The organism is Paraburkholderia piptadeniae (genome assembly GCF_900007165.1).
GTDB lineage: Bacteria > Pseudomonadota > Gammaproteobacteria > Burkholderiales > Burkholderiaceae > Paraburkholderia > Paraburkholderia piptadeniae.
Genome location: NZ_CYGY02000067.1, coordinates 70992 through 90638, shown reverse-complemented (window position 1 = coordinate 90638; position 19647 = coordinate 70992). Strand labels below are relative to the sequence as shown.

21 protein-coding genes and 1 pseudogene are annotated in these 19647 nt (G+C 62.1%); 7 read left to right on the top strand and 15 right to left on the bottom strand.

What is annotated here, in order from left to right:
- Nucleotides 1-43: 43 nt before the first annotated feature.
- The 4 genes from BN2476_RS32220 to BN2476_RS32210 all read right to left on the bottom strand — a co-directional run bounded on the left by BN2476_RS32220 (nucleotide 44) and on the right by BN2476_RS32210 (nucleotide 2457).
- Nucleotides 44-1438 carry an APC family permease gene (locus tag BN2476_RS32220; protein ID WP_087738241.1) on the bottom strand — a complete coding sequence of 465 codons (1395 nt, stop codon included), beginning with the start codon at nucleotides 1436-1438 and terminating at the stop codon, nucleotides 44-46.
- Nucleotides 1439-1473: 35 nt separating this feature from the next.
- Nucleotides 1474-1614, bottom strand: a complete 141-nt coding sequence (locus tag BN2476_RS47315) for a hypothetical protein (RefSeq protein WP_162849278.1) — start codon at nucleotides 1612-1614, stop codon at nucleotides 1474-1476.
- Nucleotides 1615-1618: 4 nt separating this feature from the next.
- Entirely contained in the window at nucleotides 1619-2023 is a 405-nt protein-coding gene (locus BN2476_RS32215) for a hypothetical protein (RefSeq protein WP_235851053.1), read from the bottom strand.
- 98 nt (nucleotides 2024-2121) lie between these two features.
- A complete protein-coding gene (locus BN2476_RS32210; RefSeq protein WP_087738240.1) occupies nucleotides 2122-2457 on the bottom strand; it encodes a hypothetical protein in 336 nt (111 codons plus the stop codon).
- A gap of 490 nt (nucleotides 2458-2947) precedes the next feature.
- Here BN2476_RS32210 and BN2476_RS32205 point away from each other — a divergent pair, with 490 nt between their 5' ends.
- Nucleotides 2948-3856: a bifunctional 5,10-methylenetetrahydrofolate dehydrogenase/5,10-methenyltetrahydrofolate cyclohydrolase gene (locus tag BN2476_RS32205; protein ID WP_087738239.1), complete on the top strand. Its 909-nt coding sequence runs from the start codon at nucleotides 2948-2950 to the stop codon at nucleotides 3854-3856.
- An 87-nt stretch (nucleotides 3857-3943) separates the two neighbouring features.
- On the opposite strand, the gene BN2476_RS32200 is transcribed toward BN2476_RS32205, so the two are convergent.
- From BN2476_RS32200 to BN2476_RS47050, 4 genes and pseudogenes are all read right to left on the bottom strand, one after another.
- The gene (locus tag BN2476_RS32200) at nucleotides 3944-5620 is read right to left on the bottom strand and encodes an APC family permease (RefSeq protein WP_087738238.1); all 1677 of its coding nucleotides are present in this window, start codon (nucleotides 5618-5620) and stop codon (nucleotides 3944-3946) included.
- 288 nt (nucleotides 5621-5908) lie between these two features.
- Nucleotides 5909-7192 carry a cystathionine gamma-synthase family protein gene (locus tag BN2476_RS32195; protein ID WP_087738237.1) on the bottom strand — a complete coding sequence of 428 codons (1284 nt, stop codon included), beginning with the start codon at nucleotides 7190-7192 and terminating at the stop codon, nucleotides 5909-5911.
- Nucleotides 7193-7366: 174 nt separating this feature from the next.
- Nucleotides 7367-7497 (bottom strand): annotated as a pseudogene (locus BN2476_RS32190) (DDE-type integrase/transposase/recombinase); the annotation flags it as partial.
- Nucleotides 7470-7727: a hypothetical protein gene (locus BN2476_RS47050; protein WP_162497895.1), complete on the bottom strand. Its 258-nt coding sequence runs from the start codon at nucleotides 7725-7727 to the stop codon at nucleotides 7470-7472. The pseudogene BN2476_RS32190 and the gene BN2476_RS47050, both read right to left, overlap by 28 nt.
- Before the next feature lie 179 nt (nucleotides 7728-7906).
- Between BN2476_RS47050 and BN2476_RS32185 the strand changes: the two genes are divergently transcribed.
- Nucleotides 7907-8164, top strand: a complete 258-nt coding sequence (locus BN2476_RS32185) for a type II toxin-antitoxin system ParD family antitoxin (RefSeq protein ID WP_087738236.1) — start codon at nucleotides 7907-7909, stop codon at nucleotides 8162-8164.
- Nucleotides 8161-8463, top strand: coding sequence for a type II toxin-antitoxin system RelE/ParE family toxin (locus BN2476_RS32180; protein WP_087738235.1), 303 nt, complete (start codon nucleotides 8161-8163; stop codon nucleotides 8461-8463). Before BN2476_RS32185 ends, BN2476_RS32180 begins: the two co-directional genes overlap by 4 nt.
- A gap of 284 nt (nucleotides 8464-8747) precedes the next feature.
- Here BN2476_RS32180 and BN2476_RS32175 read toward each other — a convergent pair whose 3' ends face one another.
- Nucleotides 8748-9128 (bottom strand): TraR/DksA family transcriptional regulator, encoded by a 381-nt coding sequence (locus BN2476_RS32175; protein WP_087738234.1) that lies wholly within the window; start codon nucleotides 9126-9128, stop codon nucleotides 8748-8750.
- A gap of 236 nt (nucleotides 9129-9364) precedes the next feature.
- Between BN2476_RS32175 and BN2476_RS32170 the strand changes: the two genes are divergently transcribed.
- The gene (locus BN2476_RS32170) at nucleotides 9365-10039 is read left to right on the top strand and encodes a dienelactone hydrolase family protein (protein WP_087738233.1); all 675 of its coding nucleotides are present in this window, start codon (nucleotides 9365-9367) and stop codon (nucleotides 10037-10039) included.
- Between the two features lie 67 nt (nucleotides 10040-10106).
- On the opposite strand, the gene BN2476_RS32165 is transcribed toward BN2476_RS32170, so the two are convergent.
- Nucleotides 10107-11219, bottom strand: a complete 1113-nt coding sequence (locus BN2476_RS32165; protein WP_087738232.1) for a CapA family protein — start codon at nucleotides 11217-11219, stop codon at nucleotides 10107-10109.
- 230 nt (nucleotides 11220-11449) lie between these two features.
- Here BN2476_RS32165 and BN2476_RS32160 point away from each other — a divergent pair, with 230 nt between their 5' ends.
- A complete protein-coding gene (locus BN2476_RS32160) occupies nucleotides 11450-11785 on the top strand; it encodes a hypothetical protein (RefSeq protein ID WP_087738231.1) in 336 nt (111 codons plus the stop codon).
- A 309-nt stretch (nucleotides 11786-12094) separates the two neighbouring features.
- Here the strand turns inward: BN2476_RS32160 and BN2476_RS32155 are convergent, their stop codons facing one another.
- The 5 genes from BN2476_RS32155 to BN2476_RS32140 all read right to left on the bottom strand — a co-directional run bounded on the left by BN2476_RS32155 (nucleotide 12095) and on the right by BN2476_RS32140 (nucleotide 16794).
- A complete protein-coding gene (locus BN2476_RS32155) occupies nucleotides 12095-13876 on the bottom strand; it encodes a Rieske (2Fe-2S) protein (RefSeq protein WP_218274561.1) in 1782 nt (593 codons plus the stop codon).
- Between the two features lie 297 nt (nucleotides 13877-14173).
- Complete coding sequence (locus BN2476_RS46720) at nucleotides 14174-14344, bottom strand: hypothetical protein (RefSeq protein WP_160111798.1); 171 nt, start codon at nucleotides 14342-14344, stop codon at nucleotides 14174-14176.
- A gap of 157 nt (nucleotides 14345-14501) precedes the next feature.
- Entirely contained in the window at nucleotides 14502-14792 is a 291-nt protein-coding gene (locus BN2476_RS32150; protein WP_087738313.1) for a CppA family protein, read from the bottom strand.
- A gap of 164 nt (nucleotides 14793-14956) precedes the next feature.
- Nucleotides 14957-15745: a PhzF family phenazine biosynthesis protein gene (locus BN2476_RS32145; RefSeq protein WP_087738229.1), complete on the bottom strand. Its 789-nt coding sequence runs from the start codon at nucleotides 15743-15745 to the stop codon at nucleotides 14957-14959.
- 158 nt (nucleotides 15746-15903) lie between these two features.
- Nucleotides 15904-16794 (bottom strand): aldo/keto reductase family oxidoreductase, encoded by an 891-nt coding sequence (locus BN2476_RS32140; protein ID WP_087738312.1) that lies wholly within the window; start codon nucleotides 16792-16794, stop codon nucleotides 15904-15906.
- Between the two features lie 98 nt (nucleotides 16795-16892).
- On the opposite strand from BN2476_RS32140, the gene BN2476_RS32135 reads away from it, so the two are divergent.
- A complete protein-coding gene (locus BN2476_RS32135; protein ID WP_087738228.1) occupies nucleotides 16893-17810 on the top strand; it encodes a LysR family transcriptional regulator in 918 nt (305 codons plus the stop codon).
- A 110-nt stretch (nucleotides 17811-17920) separates the two neighbouring features.
- A complete protein-coding gene (locus tag BN2476_RS32130; RefSeq protein ID WP_087738227.1) occupies nucleotides 17921-19627 on the top strand; it encodes a dihydroxyacetone kinase family protein in 1707 nt (568 codons plus the stop codon).
- Nucleotides 19628-19647: the final 20 nt, after the last annotated feature.

The window sequence follows — 19647 nt, the reverse complement described above, 5'->3', positions numbered from 1 at the left end:
GGCGCTCCATGTCGGAGCCGCGCTGTGCGCGGCAAGCGTCGCGTCAATAGTCTCTCGGACGCGGCCAGTCCATCGTGAACTGGTCGCCGCGCTTGACGTACTTGTAGCGATGGAGCGCGAACCAGATCGACGCCGTGATATAGAAAGCCATGATTGACAGAAGCGAAGTGCCATAGCCCAGGTAAGTCGCGAAGTAGGTCGCGGTGCACAGCACTGCCAGCACGATCGCGGGGATCGGATGGAAGGGATGAATGTAGCCGCGATTGATACTCCCAAGGGGCCACATACGGCGGAACTTGACGATATTGATCGACATGAACGTATAGCCGAGCAAGCCAGAGAGAATCGAGAACGTGATCACCTGGTCGAGCAGACCCGTGAACGCGAACGAAATGGCAATGGGCACCAGAAAGATGATGGCGCGGTAAGGCGTCCGATAGCGCGGGTGAACGGCGCCGAACCACATCGGCATATACCGGTCACGAGACATCGAGAACCATGCACGCGACGCATCGTTGATGCAACCATTGGCTGACGCGACGGCCGAGAACAGCGTGCCGACGAAGAGCAGTGCCTGCAACCCCTTGTTGCCGGTCAGCCGTGCTGCGTCGTAGAGCGGAGTGACCGCCTGGCCCAGATACTCCCATGGCATGAGGCCGGTGGCGACATACCAGGTCAGAGCGGCCGCGATCAGCAGCGTGATCATTCCGGACATCGTTCCAAGCGGGATGGAGCGGCCTGCCGAGCGAACTTCCTCCGCCGCCTGACAGGTGCCTTCGATACCGAGGTAATACCACATCCCGAACTGCAAGGCGGCGACAACGCCCAGCCATCCGTACGGCAACTGGGTTAGCAGTTCGTGATGGATGAGCGTCTGCCCCGGATGCCACGGCGCGACACCGAGGAACAGCACGACGATCGCGATGAAGGCAACTGCCGTGATCACGAAGTTGACCGTGAGCGTCACGAACACGCCACGATAGTTGAGGCAGGCGAGAAAGGCGATCGTGAGAAGCGTAAACGGACGCGAATCGAAGTTCGCAAAGCCCGAATCGACGGCCACAGCCTTGACCAGGTCGCCGACCACGAGCGCATCGGCGGCTTCGAGCATGGTGTAGGCCATCACGAGATAGAGCCCGACGTTGAACGCCATCAGCGGCCCGATGATGTGCTTGGCCTGCGTGTACTGCCCGCCGGCGGCGGCGACGGTCGACGTCACTTCCGAGTCGATCATGGCGACGCACGTATAGAGCAGCCCGATGATCCAGCACGCGATCAGCGATCCATACGCGCCGCCTTTGGCGACCGAAAAGTTCCATCCCATGAACTCGCCGACCAGCACGATGCCGACGCCGAGCGCCCACACGTGAATCGGCCCCAACACCTTTAGCAACGCGATGCGTTCGCCTGTTTGTGGTACCCCTGCTGCCTCACTCATGAGCGGCTCCTCTGCGGTAAATGCCGACTGTCTGCCTATTCGTTTCCTTCCGTGGAACTCATCAGGAAATCATCGTCGTAGTCACGGCTGACCTTGAACGCATCGATGAGGATCCACGCGAAGATAAGGATCGAGAGCCCCCACGCCACATTGCTCAGCCATTGCCAGAAATTCATGTCATTACTCCCCAAATTTTTCCGCGATTACCTGTCGGTATTGCCTGTCCGACACGCGCAAGACGAACACGAAATAGCCGACGATGACGAGTGCCGTCACGATGAGCGAGACCGGCTCGATCTCATAGTCGAAGCGCGTGGTGATAATCGGCTTCGCTTGCTGTGCGTCGTAGCCAAGCTTGCGCCATTGCGCCTCCATCGCGGCGTTTTGGCCGAGTTCTCGCCAGGAAACTTGTGTGCTTGCGGTTTGAGTTTCGGCCGCCTTGTCGGGCGCCTTCAACAACAGAGGCGCAAGCAGGCTGCAATACACGAGAACGAGCAGGAAGAGGCTATCGACAAGCTGTCCGAAGCCTTTCTGAACGGGTGGAACATAATCGGCTGCCATGTGGGTTTCCTCCATGATCGGCATGTCGGTTTGCGGGCTCAAAGCCAACGCTGGCCCATCGCAGTTGCCGGCGGGGCAACTGCGGGGCACATTGATGCACGGCGAAAATAAAGCCCGGACGCTTACTCGACGGCTGGACTGAACGAATCGTCTCCGCGCTTGGCCAACTCTGCCTTGGCGGCGCGGTTTTCGTCGAGGTGACGAATGTCGAGGCCGTAGATGTGATCCTTGTCGTCCTGGTAATGACGGATCATCGCGAGGATGGAGGCGGAGTTGAATATCAACACCGCGCCCGCGCCGATGGAGAGCGCGATTCGAACTTGCGCATCGGTTGTCTGCGAGGTGATGGCGAAGTAGACGTAACCCAAGGTGACCCACAACAGCAGGAGAGCGATTTGCGCCATGCGCCTGTCGCGGAAGAACATTCGATCGATGCGCTTTCGGATTGCGTGTTCCATGTGGGCAACTCCTTGGTTATGCCGGCAACGCCGGCAGGGTCAATGATCAGGCGGTTTCACGGAAGTCCGTTTAATCAACAAAGTTTCGCCAATGTTTGTGTTCCGCAGCGGCCTTGTCAATACGATTTGAGTGGGTAGACCGTTTGAAGGTGGCGCCGTCTACCCCATTGGGGGTAACGGTGAGCGATACCGGTTCGGTGCGCTTCGTCGCATTGGGGGAGGCGCCGAAGTCGTTGAAAGCGCAATCGAAACACAACATGACGGCATGGACCATCGCCGTAGACGGCTGATTCATCGCTAGTGGCGATACCCCGGAAGGTGTACGTGAGTTTCCTGGCAGGAAAAAAATGTGATCGCCATTGACGCGCGGTTTTCGCCCGGCTACTGTTGTTCTCGTCGATTCGACTTCGAATCGACGCATCCCGCGTCTCCGCGCGTGGCAATACCACGACCACGCCTGTTCATCTCTAACCACGGATCGATCCTGCTGATGAATACCGAACGATCATCTTCCACTGATCACACGCTCATCATTGATGGCGCAGCCGCAGCCGCCAACGTTATCGAGTCGATCAAGGAGACAGTGCGGAGTGAACGACTGCGTCCCGGTCTGGCCGTGATACTTGTGGGCAAAGATCCGGCAAGCGGCGTGTACGTGCGAAGCAAGAAACGGCGGGCTGAGGAATGCGGCTTCCTCTCACGTCAATATGATCTGCCGGAAGAGACCACTGAGGTTGAACTTCTGGCTCTCGTACGAGAGCTCAATCAGGACCCGGACATTCACGGAATTCTGGTGCAGCTTCCGCTGCCGCCGCAGATCAATCCACATTCGGTGATTGAGGAAATCGTACCGGGCAAGGACGTCGATGGATTTCACTACTCGAATGCCGGCCGCCTTGGAACGGGGGACATCGGGCAGGCCATTGTGCCTTGTACACCTCTGGGTTGCCTGCATCTGCTAAAGCAGGTGCTTGGCGATGGTATCCGTGGAAAACATGCGGTGGTAATCGGGCGTTCCAACATCGTCGGCAAGCCGATGGCGAATCTGCTCATGCACAACGATTGCACAGTCACCATCGTGCATAGCCGGACGGTCGAGCCGCAGAACATTTGCCGGCAGGCCGACATAGTCGTCGCTGCAGTCGGTATTCCCAGGCTCGTGAAGGCGGACTGGATAAAGCGGGGGGCAGTCGCTATCGACGTGGGGATTAACCGCGTCACGAAACCCAATGGCGAGACCGGGCTTGTCGGGGACATCGACTACGAGAACGTGTTCCCCCTGGTATCCGCGATCACGCCGGTTCCGGGCGGGGTTGGCCCCATGACCATCGCGATGCTGATGTTGAACACGCTAAATGCCGCATCTCGTTCCAGTCTTTCGCCCGCTGATGCCCAGTAGCGCTCATTAGTCCGGCGACAAATCAATGTGGTGCCTGTGTAACGAGCAGTATCGTGATGGTTGTGCGTTTCGCGTGCGGAATGTGTATCAATAGATCGCGAGACCATGCGTGAGCGCGACCACGAGGATTCCGGCGAGGATCGTCAAATAAGGCAGAATTCCCGCACGCTTGCCGGCCTTGACCCCGTTCACGAGCTGCATGTCTTCCTTCGTCGTTTCGGGGAAGTGTCCCTTGTCAGTGACGTAGTGTCGAAACAGGAACACGGGAATAATCAGCGCGGCAAAGGCCAGGCCCGAAACCAGAGTGCCAGTACCCCAGATGTCCGCACCCATGCCGAGCAGTGCAAGATCCACGAACGAAAACACGGTGCCGAGCGCGATCAGCCAGTTCGGCGCGCGGTATGGCCGGCTCCAGTGCGAACGGTCGAGCCGGTGAATCCACGCGGCATTCAGGTTCAGAAAGATGAAAATGATGTAGCCGACATTGGACATCGCCAGCACGAACACATAGTCCGACATCAGGAGAAGGATCAAGTTGAAGCACAGGTCGGTCCACATCGCGCGGGTCGGTGCGCCGTTTGCATTGACGTGTGACAGATACTTCGGCAGCCAGCCGTCCACCGACGCCTGGTACAGCGTGCGGGAGGAGCCCGCCATCGATGTCATGATCGCGAGGACGAGCGCCAGTACCAGCATGACCACGAGGATGCGTTCAACCAGCAAGCCGCCATGGATCATCGGCGCCATCGCCTTCGCGACGCCCATGCCGCTAAAGATGTCCGGAGCCAGCATGCCGCTATAGACAGCCGGTGTCACAACGTTGCCGGCAGCATCCTTGACTTCGGGCGTCACCAGGTGGCCCAGACCGAGCACCCCTTGAAACGATAGCGGCAACACCGTGAAGACGAAGATGGACAGCAGGCCTGAGTAAAGGTTTGCCTTGAACGTATCGACCCTCGGGTCACGAAATTCACGCGTATAGCAGATGGCGGTTTCGAACGCGTAGGTCGAGTATCCGGCGATGAAGAGGCCCCCCGCCATCAGAGTGACGCCTGCGCGGTCCCAGGTGCCATCTATGATTTGACCGCCGCTGTCTTTTGCGAACGGCAAGAGCGGCAGCAGATTGTGCAGCGGCAGATCGCCAGTCAAAAGCGGCACCGTGCCGACGATGATCAGCGGAATCAGCGCAACGACGCCGAGAATCATCTGAATGCGCGCGGCGTGCAGAATGCCCCGGTTCTGCATCGCAAACGTGATCAGCAGGATCGTCGCGCCGAGAATGAATGTAGCGTTGATCCGCAGGCTCAGGCCGCTGCGCAACCAGTCGAGATTCACGAGGGTGATCTGCCATGTGTTGATCGCGGCATCAGGAGGGAACATGATCGAGAGCACGTAGCCTGCCGCGAGCCCGGAGCCGATCGCGATCACCGGCGACCACCCGGCCCAGGCGCACCACACTGATAACGGCGCGAACAGCTTCGAATAGCGCACCCATGCGACCGCGCCGTAGACCGATGCACCACCCGATTTGTGCGGGAACAGCCCCGCAATCTCCGCATAGGAGAATGACTGGACAAAGCCCAGGCCGATCGAGATGATCCAGACGGCCCACGACAGCTTGCCCACCGTCGCCGCAATGGAGCCGATCGAGAACAGCACCAGCGCAGGGGCGCCGCTCGCTACCCAGAATGCGCCCGTCCAGCTGATCTTTCGTTTCAGCGAACCCTCCGGTTCGCCGGCATACTGCTCGGGAATCGCACTCATTGCTGTCTTCCTTTGCCGGTAAGGACACCTCGCCGGGTGCCGTTCAATGGGCCGATTCTGGCTCTCACGACAGATATTCTGCGCTTTGCCATGCAGAGCAGAGGGGGCGATCTCTGTCATGGTTTGGCGCAAGAGTGACGGCTGAATGTAGCATGGACGCGCGAACGGTAAAAGACGATGGCTCTGCCGCGCCCGTGCGCCTGGCCTGACTGGCTTCGCAGTGTGCGCCGCGCGATCTACGGCAATCGCGGTTTCATGCGGATCGCGCCGGCGTCCGCAGCCGTTTCGTCAGCAGTGTTCCAGAGCGGTCGACAGGTCCGAAATGAGATCGTCCGGGTGCTCCAGTCCAACCGATATGCGAAGCAAACCTTCGGAAACGCCTGCTGCCGCACGGACATCGGCAGGGACGCCGGAATGCGTCGTCGAGGCGGGGTGACAAATGAGAGACTCAGTACCGCCAAGGCTCACTGCCGATTTGAAAAGCGTCAGGCCATTGATGAACCGGAACGCCTGTTCGCGACCTCCGTCGAGAATGAAAGCGAATGTCGAGCCGGGGCCGCTGCACTGTCGCCGATACACCGCCTGATACTTCGGATCATCGATAAGTTCTGGATGAAGTACCTTGACGGGCATGAACGGATTGCTTGCAAGCCATCGCGCAACAGCAGTGCCGCTTCGCGCGGCGTGCTCCATGCGCAGCACGAGCGTCTCCATCGAACGGGTGATCATCCACGATGAATGCGGATCGAGTTGTGAACCAAATGTGCTTCGAATCGCCCGTATTTTCGTGATCAGGCTTTTGCTCCCCGTGACTCCGCCTGCGACCAGATCGCTGTGTCCACCGACGTACTTCGTGAGCGAATACACATTCAGGTCGATGCCTTGTTTCGCAGACTTTTGGAACACCGGTCCCAGTAGCGTGTTGTCGCATACCGAAAGAGGTCGATAGCCATGACGTCTTTCGAATGCGTCAATTTCCGTGCGTAGCGCTTCCAGATCGAAGAGTGCATTGGTCGGATTCGCTGGCGTTTCGACATAGCACATCGTGACCTTGCCTTTTGTCGAAGCCGCTTCGAGTGCAGCGCGAATCGCCTCCGCCGACAGACCGTCGCTAATCACTTGCGAACTGATTCCCCATTCCGGCAGAAACTTCGAAATGAGCGTCTCGGTGCCGCCATAGAGCGGCGTCGATTGAACCACGCAGTCGCCAGGTTTCAGAAAGGTAAGCAGCATTGCCGCAATCGCGGACATTCCGCTCGAGGTCACGACTGCGGCTTCCGAACCATCGAGCAACGCGAGTCTGTCTTCGACGATTTCCAGGTTTGGATGACTGAAGCGGCTATAAACCAGGCCAGCGCTTTCGCCTTCGGGAAGTGGCTTGCGCCCCGATACCATGTCGAAGAAGTCTGCGCCGTCCTCGGCCGTACGAAACGCGAATGTCGAAGTCAAAAAGACTGGAGGCTTTACCGAGCCTTCCGACAGGAATGGATCGTAGCCGTATGACATCATCAGAGTTTCGGGGTGCAGTTGCCGGTTTGCGATCTTGCGCTTCTGGTCGTTGCGGTTGGGCATCCTTCGCTCCATACAAGGAAGTGGGAAATGCCGAACAGTGGCCGCAATTTGCGCGTGCAATGTGTATGCGCGCGAAAAGATTGCTGGGCGTCGTGCCGACATTCTGATTATGCTACCGCTGCGGGCGTGAGCCTCGTTGCGAAGTGTCCATTCTGGCCATCGTGTTCGGCATTGGCGCCGGGCCGTGGCTATGTCGCGCCTCGCCTGAGCATGAAGTCCACCGTCTGGCCAGCCCGATCGACCGCCCGGTACAGATAGACCCGTCTGCCGCGAATCTTCAAGCAGGTCTCATCGACACGTAATCGCGAGACGCGCATTTAGAGAATGGCGCCATCCGGGTAGACGGTTCGGTTCTCGAATAGAGGAGTGTGGCTTTCTTCTTCATATGGCGGCAAGCGCCATAACAGAGCGCGGCGCACTTGCGACGTGGTTTTTCGGTGGTAGCGATATCGATGAAGGGATCGGCACGGTTGACCGAAGACGTGACGACAGCAGGAAAGCGGCGGCCGTGATAAAGCGATTTCGTCTTCTTCATCGCTTCATTCTGCCTTCGCCTCCCCACCAACCTGACGAGCCCATTCAGGACACGGCGGTCGCCTGCGAACACCGCGTACTCCCCGACAATCCGGCCGCGTCGCCGCGCGGACCGGCTGCGCCGCATCGCCCTATAATATTTGTTGAACGGCTGGCGAATGAACGTTCCGGGGTATAGCTATGATCAATGCGGATCTTGGACAACAGGTTGAGGGCTATGTCGCGAAGCTGGTTGAGTCGGGTCGCTACCGCTCTGAAAGCGAGGTGCTGCGCGAAGGCGTGAAGCTCATTCAGGATCGCGAACTGCAACTTAACGCACTGGATGCGATCATCGATCGCGGCATTGTCGATTCGGAGGCCGGACGGGGCAAGCCCGCCAAGGACGTGTTCGACCGACTTGAAGCAAAGTACCATGCGATGGGGAGCACCAGGCAATGATTGTCCAGATCCTTCCTGACGCGGAAGCCGACCTTGAGGCCATCGGCGATTACCTGGCCCGCGACAATCCCCGTCGTGCCGTGAGTGTCGTGCGCGAGCTGCGCGACAGGTGCCGGCGGCTTGCCGACGTGTACGTTGCATTCCCGATGGTGCCGCGCTACGAAGACCGTGGCGTGCGTCACCAGGTTCACGGCGGTCACCAGATTTTCTATCGTGTCGTTGGCGAGCCCCCTGAGCGCATCGACATCATTCACATCCTGCACAGCGCGCGCAACTACTCCGCGATACTGTTTCCCTGAAATTTGCGTGAGTCACCCGACGACGATCCGATTGCTTCTGCGCATGTGATCTTGCTCAGGAACGGCGACGTTCCGCGCAAACGCGTGCCATTGCCGATTGTCCGTACTTTAGCGTCCATCGCTGTATGCGGATGCCCGCATGTCGGATGCCCGCATGCGTAAAAACGCGACTTGCTGCGCCATTTCCGGCGTGACGCGCATCGATGCGTTTTTCCGGATTTCCATCGGCGGGGTTACTGCGTCTGTCGCATCAGGAAGGCATTTCGTACCTGATGTGCCTCTCATTAGCGGGTCGCGCGGTGTCGTTCATACGCGGTCTGGCACGAAACGCAGCGGGCCGTGTAGGGCGCGGCGGCAAGCCGCTCATAACCGATCGGTTCCCCGCACTCGACGCATGCGCCGTAGAGGCCGGCAGCGATGCGTGCCAGCGCCGCATCGATCTGCTGCAGTTCGACGAAATCGTGCCGCGCGAGCGCAGCGCGCAACTCGTCGCCCGCCTTGCGCGATGCGGTCTCGTCGGGATGCGACTCGGGACCCAGCACTTCGGGCGGCCGGGCTCCGGCGAGATCTCCATATTCGCCGTGCAGCGTCGCCTGCAACTCACGACGGCGCTCGCGGAGCCTTTGCTGTAACAGCATGAGTTCGGAAGAGGTGAGGGTGATCATGGACAGGTTCGATGTAATTTGTAACGCCACGCATAACGGTGGCATCGCGAAGGCCTTCCGTCAAATTGCATGCCTGCCGAACAAGTATTTAACTCGCGCTCGATTCGAGTTCGACTGGCATGCGTCAAGTATAGGTTTTGCGAAACAGCAGTATCGACCCGTCGTTAGCGAGGCCGTACGAGACGCTCCGATATGGGGGCGGGACGGCATGCGTTGACGGGTGAACGGAGGATGCCATGAAATCTCGGCTGCCTATGGAGGAGGTCACAATTCCCATGAAGGACGTGCGTCTGATGGGCACGCTTACGAGGCCGCAGGACGCTCGTTCACTGGTTCTGTTCGCGCACGGCAGCGGCAGCTCGCGGTTCAGCCCGCGCAACCGGTACGTGGCCGCGGAACTCAATCGGGCGAGCATCGGAACGCTGCTGATGGACCTGCTCTCCGAGCAGGAAGACACCGGCCCGGCTGCCCGCTTCGACATCGACCTGCTGGCGACGCGTCTCGCGCAAGCGACGGAATGGATCGCGGCGCGGCAGACACCACCCCTTTCTGTGGGCTACTTCGGCGCGAGCACGGGCGCCGCTGCGGCGATCCGCGCGGCACGCGTATCGTCTGTTCCGATCCAGGCCATCGTTTCGCGAGGCGGGAGGCCCGATCTCGCCGGAGGCGAGGTGCTCTCGTCAGTGCGCGCGCCCACGTTACTGGTGGTCGGCGGGCTCGATACTCACGTCATCGAACTCAATCGCGCGGCGTTCGCCCTGCTCGAAGGCCCGAAAGATCTGGTGATCGTTCCCGGCGCGACGCACCTGTTCGAGGAGCGCGGCACGCTGGAAGCCGTCGCGCGGCTCGCTGTGCAATGGTTCGGGCGCTACCTGGGCAACTCGCGCGGCGATGCACGCGGTAACGCGTGATGCTGCACGCGCCAGCGTAAGCCGGCCGCGCTGGCGAGGCACAAGAGCTGCTGCGGATGCACAGCGCCTACGCGCATGCACGCAGCACAAACGTGTCGTCTGCGCGCCGCTCCACGCGGGCGCCTAACGGCCGGCTCTCCCGATTGAGCGTTTCTTCCAGCCATCGTATGCCCTCTTCAGGCGCATGGTTGACGCGGAAGCGGCGTGTCTGCGTGGGCGTCATTGACAGTTCGACCAGATTGCCCGTAGCGACGTCGACGACGGGGAAATACATCAGCGAGAGATCGCCGCGATACGCTTCCTGACCGCTAATACCTTCATAGTCGTTGATGAAGTCCCCGGCGCCGTACAGGAGGAGCTTGCCCCGATACAACTCAATGCCCTTCACGTGGTGCGACGAATGACCATGCACCACATCCACTGCCGCCGAATCGACGAGATCGTGTGCGAAGCGCCGGTGCGACGCGGGGATATCGAAATCGAAGTTCGCGCCCCAATGGATCGAAACGACAACGACATCGGCCGGCCGCCTGACCATACGCACCTGCGTCGCGATTGTGCGCACGGATTCGGCGGAAAAATCCGCGAGCCGGTTCACGCCGGGGCGGCCCCGGCCGGCGGCCCAGTCCTTGCCCACGCCGCTGCATTGCGTTGCAAGGGCGAAGACCACCACTCTGCCGCGGCCCGCGAGTTCGATCAGGGCCGGCGCGGCCGCCTCGACGTCGTCCTGTCCCGCACCGGCCGTATGAATGCCGGCGGCACGCAAGGTACTCAGGGTTTCCAACAGACCGCGGTAGCCCCAGTCGAGCACGTGATTATTCGCGAGCGAGCAGCAGTCGATTTTCGCTGCGCTCAGGACAGGCGCATTGGCGGGATGCATCCGATAGTGGATGCCCTTCCTGGGCCATGCGTCCTCGCTGGACGTGACGGCGGTCTCCAGATTGATGATGCGCGCGTCGGGATTCATGCGATCAAGTTCGCGCCGCGCATCGCCCCAAACGTAGTCGAACGGGACACGTTCCGGCAACGGGCCGGCATTCGCCTCGGCGAGGCTCACATAGTCTTTTGCCGATCGGACATAGGGCTCGAAGAGACGGGGCCGGTTGGGATGCTTCAGTATCTGGTCGATGCCGCGCCCCAACATCACATCCCCGCATAGAAACAGCGTGATGCGGTTCATGCGTCAGCCAGCAGGGGAATTCCCGGGCAGCGCCGGTCGTCGCGTATCGGCAGCGGCATTGCGGGGAGTGGACGCTTTCAGAATAGTTCGCTGGCATTTCTGCGTCCAGGCAGGCGATCCGTACAATGGCGACACGCGTGTGTCGTTTTCGATCATTGGCATCGTTCCTGCACGTTGTCGGCATGGCGCGAGAGGCGATCCGCTTCCTGCTCGAACCATCCCGTTGAACTATGAAATCCCCCACCGTCCCGCACAAACGCTTTTACGTCCTCGACGAGAAGAACAGGCCCGTCGAGGTGTTCGACTGCAGCGAGTGGTCGCACTGGATGTCCGAGAACGAACAGATCTTTCGCCGCACGTTGCTGGAAGAATCCGGTGTGACAATCACGACCCGCTTCCGCGGTGTGTCCGAAACGGGTATCGGGGAGGCTCTGCTGTTCGTGACGCGCATCGCCGGAATGCAATCACGGGACAACAAGAGCTACGGGGCACGTACGCTCGATGAGGCGCTGGAGCAGCATGAGCGCATCGTGCAAAAAATCCTCCGGATGCTCTCCGGGCGGTGATCGCCATAATTGCGGCAGATGCTCTGCGACCGTAGGCACGACTTGTGAGTGGAAAATTGCGTGCCTGCTAGTTCCCCGGAACGTCCGGCAGCCATTTGACCTGCCTTTCGCCGCGCCGCAAATCAGTGACCGCTGGCTAAACCGCCTTCCAGCGCTTTGTCAGCAGGCCGTGGAGGAATTGGCATGCTCGTTGGCGATGTGCTGCTGCGTGGAAACGGAGCAATTCCACCCGTTAGCGTCGCAAGCGGTCCTTCTCTGCCGCCCGTTGATCAATCAGCTCCATTACCACGACAGCGCACTCTCGCGCCGTCACGACGCCCCAGCTCCCTGATGCATTTCGCCGCCCCGCATCAGGCGCCGCGCGATGTCGGCCGTTTGCAGCGTCCCGCGTTCAGTCGGCGAATGGGCCGCGAGGTAGCGGACGACTGCAATGAGAACATGCCGGCCTTCATCAGCATTGCCCCACGCAGCAAACTGCCGGACCCCTGCCTCCAGCATCTGATAGGCATGGAAGCCCGCATCTTCGCGCAGCACAGCAAGGGCAAGCGTGCCGATCAGCGCCTGCGGCGGATGGCCAAGCGTGAGGTGCCGCGCCACCAGCCTTGCCGCAAGATCAACCTGTTGTTGCCGGTCGAGGGCATCGAGCAACGCAATGCGGACCGTTTCCTCGTCGGCAGGAAGGTCATCGAGCTGATCGTTGCCCTCGCCCGGAAGGCGGGCCGGTGGCACGTTCAGATACCGGGCAAGGTAGAGCGCCATGGCGCCATGCATGATGGCGCGTATTGCCGTGACATGACCGTCGATGCCCGCGTTCCCGATCCGCGTGAGCATCTGGTGGAGCGCGTTGGCATGGGTAAAGACGTGGTGCGCCGTCTCCCAGTCAGCGTGCTCGTTGGCATTGCCGAAGCGCGCTACGCGCAGCGCCGCTGCGTAAGCGAGGGACTGTCCCAGGTCAGCAGGAGCGGCGCCTGCGCGGATCGCCGCTTTCAGCGCATCAATGATCTTCGCTGGATCGTCTCCGAGCAGTTCGCGCGCGAGCGCAGCATGGCTCGACCAGCCTTGCGAGCCGTCCCCGACAGCGAGAAGTTGCCCCATCTGGCCGGCTGATTCGTCACACAGCGCGACAAGATCCACGGGCTGGCGCCAGGCGGTCGATTCCTCGGCGCCACGCGCGGCTACCATCTGGGCGACGATAGTAGGCAGCACAGCCGACGCGTGCCCCCAGCCGATCAGGTCGAGGCACTCAAACGCCTTGTTGATGAAGTCGAGCGAATGACCGGTGTCGGCAAACGCCCGTTCGGTCCCGGCAGAAAGCAGGGCATCGGCGAGCAGAGCTGGCGAGAGACCGGCAGCAATCGCGGTCAACAGGGTGCGCTCGGCCGCCTCGCGATGACGCACGTTTGTCCAGAGGCACAGCCAACGCCTAAGCGCGGCTGGCTCCGGCCGGCTTCCAAGCGGCGTACGTTCCCGCCGCGGAGCTTCGCCCTCGCAGTCTTCCGCCACACGGCGCGCGCCGTGAAACAGGGCGAGCCAGGCGTCGTCCTCCGGCAGCACGGGCAAGAGATTCGCGAGGGCCGTCAGTATCGTGAGACCGACGCCCCAGCCGTCACGGTTCTGCGCCCCGAACAGCGCCACCTGCCGCACGATATCTGCCACCGGTACGTCGGCCGCCAGCTGACCGTACACGGCCTTGGCGATGACGAGTCCGAGGTCGTGTGCGAGGCCGTCCGCAAGCCGCTGATGCCAGTGCGCCGCGGGATCGGAATGTGCAAACGTGGTCGCCACCCAGACGTCGCCATTGCGCAGTTCGACCGCGCAACTCGGCACATCGTCCGCCCAGAGGTCGAACGTGCAGCCGCTCTCCAGATCGAAGCGGGCGTGGTGCCAATGACAGGTCAGGATGCCGTCCTCGACAGTGCCTCGCTCGAGTGGGAAACCCATATGGGGGCACCGATTGTCGAGAGCGAAGACGCGCGCGCGATCGTAGATGACGAGGATTGGACGATGGCCGCCTTGCACGACGAGCCGGCCCTTCGCTTTCAGCTCCTCCAGGCTCCCCACGAGCACGAATTCGTTATTTGGTGAATCCATGCGCATACCTCCCGCATTCGTCCCTTCACGGACGTCGTAGGCACGCCCGGTCCCTTGTCAGCAAAAGCATACTCTGGTTGGCGTCCCAGGACCGGTCGTAGCCCCATGCCGTGGTTCGCTTCGAATGTCCGTCAGCGTGAGCCTGTGAGCAATCTTGCGGCTTGCCTGAATCATCACGTTGGCAAGGCCCGTGATCTTGTCGGGGTCATTGGCCGTGAAGGACTGAGCGATGCCGCTGATTCGCGCATTCAGAGCGGCGACAGCCCGGTTCGTCCATATGAGGCTGAGCGAATGTGCTTACAGCGCCTCATGCGCAAATGCGTTTGCTCCCGCGGGACTGATTCTCGCCAAAGCTGCTTCAACCTCATCCGGGCTGATGCAGCCGGGCAGATAGTCGATTCGAACCCTGCCGATCATCCGCTGTTCGAGCCATGTTTGAGCATAGGACGCGCCGCCGAGCGTCTCCATGCCCTTCAAGCGGTCGCAAAAAAAATGGCCCGCACCTTTGCGGACCCGTTTCTGGTGACACACAAGACAGGCGCCCTGTGCCCCGTTTTGCGGCCACGCGCCGTAATCACGCGCCACGTCTACAGGATAGTCACGGCGGCCGAGCCCGGCGGAATCCTTAGCCGTGTCGGACGCGCGCGAGCGTTGGCGTCGGTTGGCCTGTCCGGGAAGCCAGTATCTGCCGGATCGTGGCCAGCGATTGCTCGGCGGCCGCGCTGGGCGTGAGATGGCGCGGTGCGCTGAACCGAGGCGCCGTCACCCCCAGGATCTGGCACACCGCCGACAGGTACGGCTTTGATGGGCCGGACCGCTGCGCTGCCGCAGCGATTGCCGCATCGCCGACCGTCTCCCGCAGCCAGGCAAGCGTGCGGCGGTCCCGTTCATTCTGTACGCGCACCAGATGCTCCATGACGCCCTCCAGCACTGTATATGCAATCATACTGTATATATATACAGGTTTCGGGGAATTTTCAAGGAGACCCACAAGGGACATACAGCTTTTCCCGAAGCGGTCATTCGTCGGCACCTTCGGCATCGAAATAGTCAATGCGCCGTCGCGACGGTAGCGGTGGGTCAGACCGCGCTGACCGCTCGTCCGCCGACTTGCACGTCCCCGTCCATGTACCGGGCGAGAAGCGTGCATGGCTGTCCGAGCGCGTCGCCTTGCAAAAGCGTAATACTTCGTTCGAGCATCAACGCCAGCGCGCCGGCTGCCACGCCCGTCGCGGCGTCTTCGAATCGCGGGTCCAGATGATTGAAATTCCGCCCGGCGTAGACGCCGTCGCGAAGGCGGCAATAGACATAGATGCCCGAAACGCGGCGCTTACGGCTCCAGTCGGCAATGCCTGTGAGATTGGGGCGCAACGCATTCAGCAAGGATTCGTCCCTCACCTCGACGAGCAGCTTTGGGCTTCCAATCGATGCGGGCCCGCGTATACATATCAGGTCCATTGAATTAGCGCGCAGCAACCCGGCGGTTTCCGCTCCATCGATAACCAATGCCGGACAAGCTTGCGCCTTCACGCCGACAAAAATATCCTGGTTATCACGCTCGACCTCAAGCGCCTGTCGATGCATGCTCGTGACGAACCGAAGGCGCGCGATATCGGGATGTCGCTCAAAATATATCGCGCTCGCCGCGAGAGTCGCATGCAGGCAAAGGGGGCTGCGGGCGTGCGGATAGTAATAGTCGAGCTGCGGATCGCAAGCAGCATTCGCGTCCACAAAAACCGTAGCGTTCGCATCTTGTTGTTGGGCGAACTCCAGTCTTTCTACTTCAGCCAAAGTTGAGTCTTCGATGACGAGTGCCGCGTTGCCACTCTCATCGGTGCGGCCAAAGCAACGCATGCGATGTATTTTCATTGTCGGTCGCGTGCTGTCGGATTGCGGAGAGATGGGAATTATCCGGCATTCTGTCGACTACCTCGACTGTCTCTTTTTGGCCGGTTGCACTCCCTGGCCATGACGACACAAAGCTGCCGCTGGCGAAGGGTGAATGTTTTTGAACGGCGGCTCATCGCTCATTCGCCTCGCTGGTTCTCGCTGCGTTGTCCGATTGCATCGAGTTCGGCGAGCGTCGCGTCGGTCAGCTTCAACTCGCCCGCCTGCAAGTTCTCGCGCAGATGCGCGACGGACGACGTGCCGGGAATCAGCAGGATGTTCGGCGCACGATGCAGCAGCCATGCGAGCGCGACCTGCATCGGCGTCGCGCCGAGTTCGCTTGCGAGGTTCGACAGCGCCGACGACTGAATCGGCGTGAATCCGCCGAGCGGAAAGAACGGCACGTACGCGATCCCTTTGGCCGCGAGTTCGTCGACGAGCGCATCGTCCTCGCGATGAACGAGGTTGTAGTGATTCTGCACGCAGACAATCTCCGCGATGCGCTGCGCTTCGGCAATCTGCGTCGCGGTCACATTGCTCAGGCCGATGTGCCGCACGAGCCCTTCGCGCTGAAGCTCGGCGAGCGCGACGACCTGCTGTTCGATCGAGCCTTCGCTCGGACTGTGAACACTCCCCATGATGCGCATGTTGACGACGTCGAGCGCGTCGACCCCAAGGTTGCGCAGATTGTCGTGCACACCGCGCCGGATATCCTCCGGCTCGAACGCGGGGAGCCACGCGCCATCGTCGCCTCGCACCGCGCCGACTTTCGTGACGATCAGCAGATCGTCGGGATACGGATGCAGCGCTTCGCGGATCAACTGGTTCGTGATGTGCGGCCCGTAGAAATCGCTCGTATCGATGTGATTGACGCCCGACGCGATCGCCTCGCGCAGCACGGCGATGCAGGCGTCGCGGTCCTTCGGCGGCCCGAATACGCCGGGCCCCGCGAGTTGCATGGCGCCATAGCCCATACGGCGAATCTGGCGGCCGGCAAACGTGAAGTGATCGGCTGACTTGAACTTCGACATGACGCTCTCCTTGTTGAACGCCGCCAGTTTGATCCGGTTGCGCTGTTGAATAAAGCGACCTAAGGTGTACGGGTTGTTGAAAATTTCGAACAATCGACATGGAACTCAACGATCTCGCCGCCTTCGTCTCGGTCGCGCGCGCGGGCGGCTTTCGCGACGCCGCGCGTATCAGCGGCGTTTCGGCATCGAGCCTGAGCATCGCCATTCGGCGGCTCGAAACGAAGCTCGACTTGCGGCTGCTGAACCGGACCACGCGCAGCGTCGCGCCGACGGAAGCGGGACAGCGCCTGATCGACAAGCTGACGCCGCTCTTCAGCGAAATGGAAGCCGCGCTCGATGTGCTGAACATTTTCAGGGACAAGCCGAGCGGCACACTCAAGCTGAACGTGCCGTCGAGCGTGGCGCGCATCGTGTTGCCGCCCATCATCGCGCCGTTCCTCGATGCGTATCCCGACATCCGCGTGGAAGTGGTAGTCGAGGACGGTTTCGTCGACGTGCTGTCGATCGGCTGCGATGCGGGCATCCGCTACGACGAGCGTCTCGAGCAGGACATGATCGCCATTCCGATCGGACCGCGCGTGCAGCGTTTCGCGACGGCCGCGGCGCCCGGCTATCTCGACGCGCACGGCAGGCCGGAGCATCCGCGCGATCTGCTTGCTCACGCGTGTTTGCGCGGCCAGTTCGCGGGCGGCGCGATGCCGACATGGGACTTCGAGCGCGACGGCGAAGTGGTGCGGCTCGATCCGTCGGGGCCGCTCGTCGTCAGGCCGGGTGCGGCGATCGATCTGGCCGTCAGCGCGGCCGTCGCGGGCGTGGGCGTCATCCATCTGTTCGAGGGCATGTTGCGGCCGCATCTCGACAGCGGCGCGCTGGAGCCGATCCTCGAGCCGTGGTGGCAGCCGTTTTCAGGGCCGTTTCTGTACTATCCGGGCCGCCGTCATTTGCCCGCGCCGTTGCGCGCGTTCGTCGATTTCCTGAAGGCGCAGGATGCGCCCGATGCACCTTCCCGCCGCTGACGATAGAGTTATCTCTTTCGACGGATGGGCCGGCCCGCGCACGTGGCCTTCGCCGCCGCGTGATTGTTCCGTCCGTTCGCCCGCAACCCGATCCGCTGAGGTTCACTGCCATGAAGAAGCTGTTGAACGATCCGTCGCGCGTCGTGCGCGAAATGCTCGAAGGCCTTGCGATGCTGGCGCCCGATACCGCGCTGCTGCATGACGCGAATGTCGTCGTGCAGCGCGGTCTCCCCGCGCCGCACGCGCGGCGCGTCGCGGTCATCTCGGGCGGCGGCAGCGGACACGAGCCGGCCCACGCGGGCTACGTCGGCGAAGGCATGCTCGCTGCGGCCGTGTGCGGCGAAGTGTTCACGTCGCCGTCGACGGATGCCGTGCTCGCTGCGATCCGCGCGTCGGCGGGACCGAACGGCGCGCTGCTGGTCGTCAAGAACTACACGGGCGACCGTCTCAACTTCGGCCTGGCAGCGGAACTGGCGCGCGCCGAAGGGATTCCCGTCGAAGTCGTCGTGGTCGCGGACGACGTGTCGTTGCGCAACACCGTCGAGCGCGGGCGGCGGCGCGGCATCGCGGGAACCGTGTTCGTGCACAAGGTCGCGGGCGCGGCGGCCGCGGCGAACAGGACACTCGACGAAGTCGCGGCGCTCGCGCGCGAAGCGGCGGACGCGATCGGCACGATGGGCGTAGCGCTCGACGGCTGCACGCTGCCCGCCACGCGACAGGCGAGCTTCTCCCTGGCGGACGACGAGATCGAGCTCGGCCTCGGCATTCACGGCGAGAAGGGCGTGCAGCGCACGCAGCCGATGCCCGCCGACGAACTGACGGAGACGCTGCTCACGGTGATCGCCGACGATCTGCAACTGGTGAACGGCGAGCGCGTCGTGCTGCTCGTCAACGGTCTCGGCGCGACGCCGCCGATGGAACTGGCCGTCGTCGCGCGCGCGGCGATCAACGGTCTTCGGCGACGCGGGCTCGTCATCGAGCGTGCGTGGTGCGGCACGCTGCTGTCGGCGCTGAACATGCCGGGCTGCTCGATCTCGGTGATGCGTGTCGACGACGCGCGCCTCGCGCTGCTCGATGCGCCGACCCGCGTCGCCGCGTGGAGGGACACGGGGCGCGTGAACGTCGATGGCGCGGTGGGTGTCGCGTCGCATGCGGACGGCGGCGCCGTGGCGGGCGTAGTCACGGCGATGCGTGCCGAGCAGCGCTCGACGTTGCAGCATTCATTCGACGCGGCCGCGCGTGCGTTGATCGACGCCGAAGCGCGCCTCACCGATCTCGATTCGAAAGCAGGCGATGGCGATCTGGGTTCGAGCATGAAGCGCGCGGGCGAAGCGGTGCTCGCGATGCCGGATACGGCGTGGCCTTCGGAAGCCGACGCGCTCGCGGAACTCGCCGTGACGTTGCGCCGTGCGATTGCGGGCAGCTCGGGGCCGTTCTATGCGACGGCCTTGCTGCGCGCGTCGCGCCGTCTCGCGGAAAGCCGCGCGCCTTCGGCATCGGATTGGGCCGACGCGTTCGATCTTGCCGTCAGCGCGATCGCGGAACTGGGTGGCGCGCAGCCCGGCGAGCGCACGATGCTCGATGCGCTGCGGCCCGCAGCGGACGCGTTCTCCGCCGCCGTTCGCGCCGGCTGGCCGCTCGCCGATGCATGGGCCGTCACCGTCGAGGCCGCGAAGAAAGGCGCGGACGCGACCGCGTCGATGATGCCGCGCGTCGGACGCGCGAGCTATCTGGGCGAGCGTGCCGTCGGCGAGCCGGATGGCGGCGCGGTGGCGGCCGCATGCTGGCTGCGCGCGCTGACGCCGTTCGTCCGCTAATCCGCTAATCCGCTAATCCG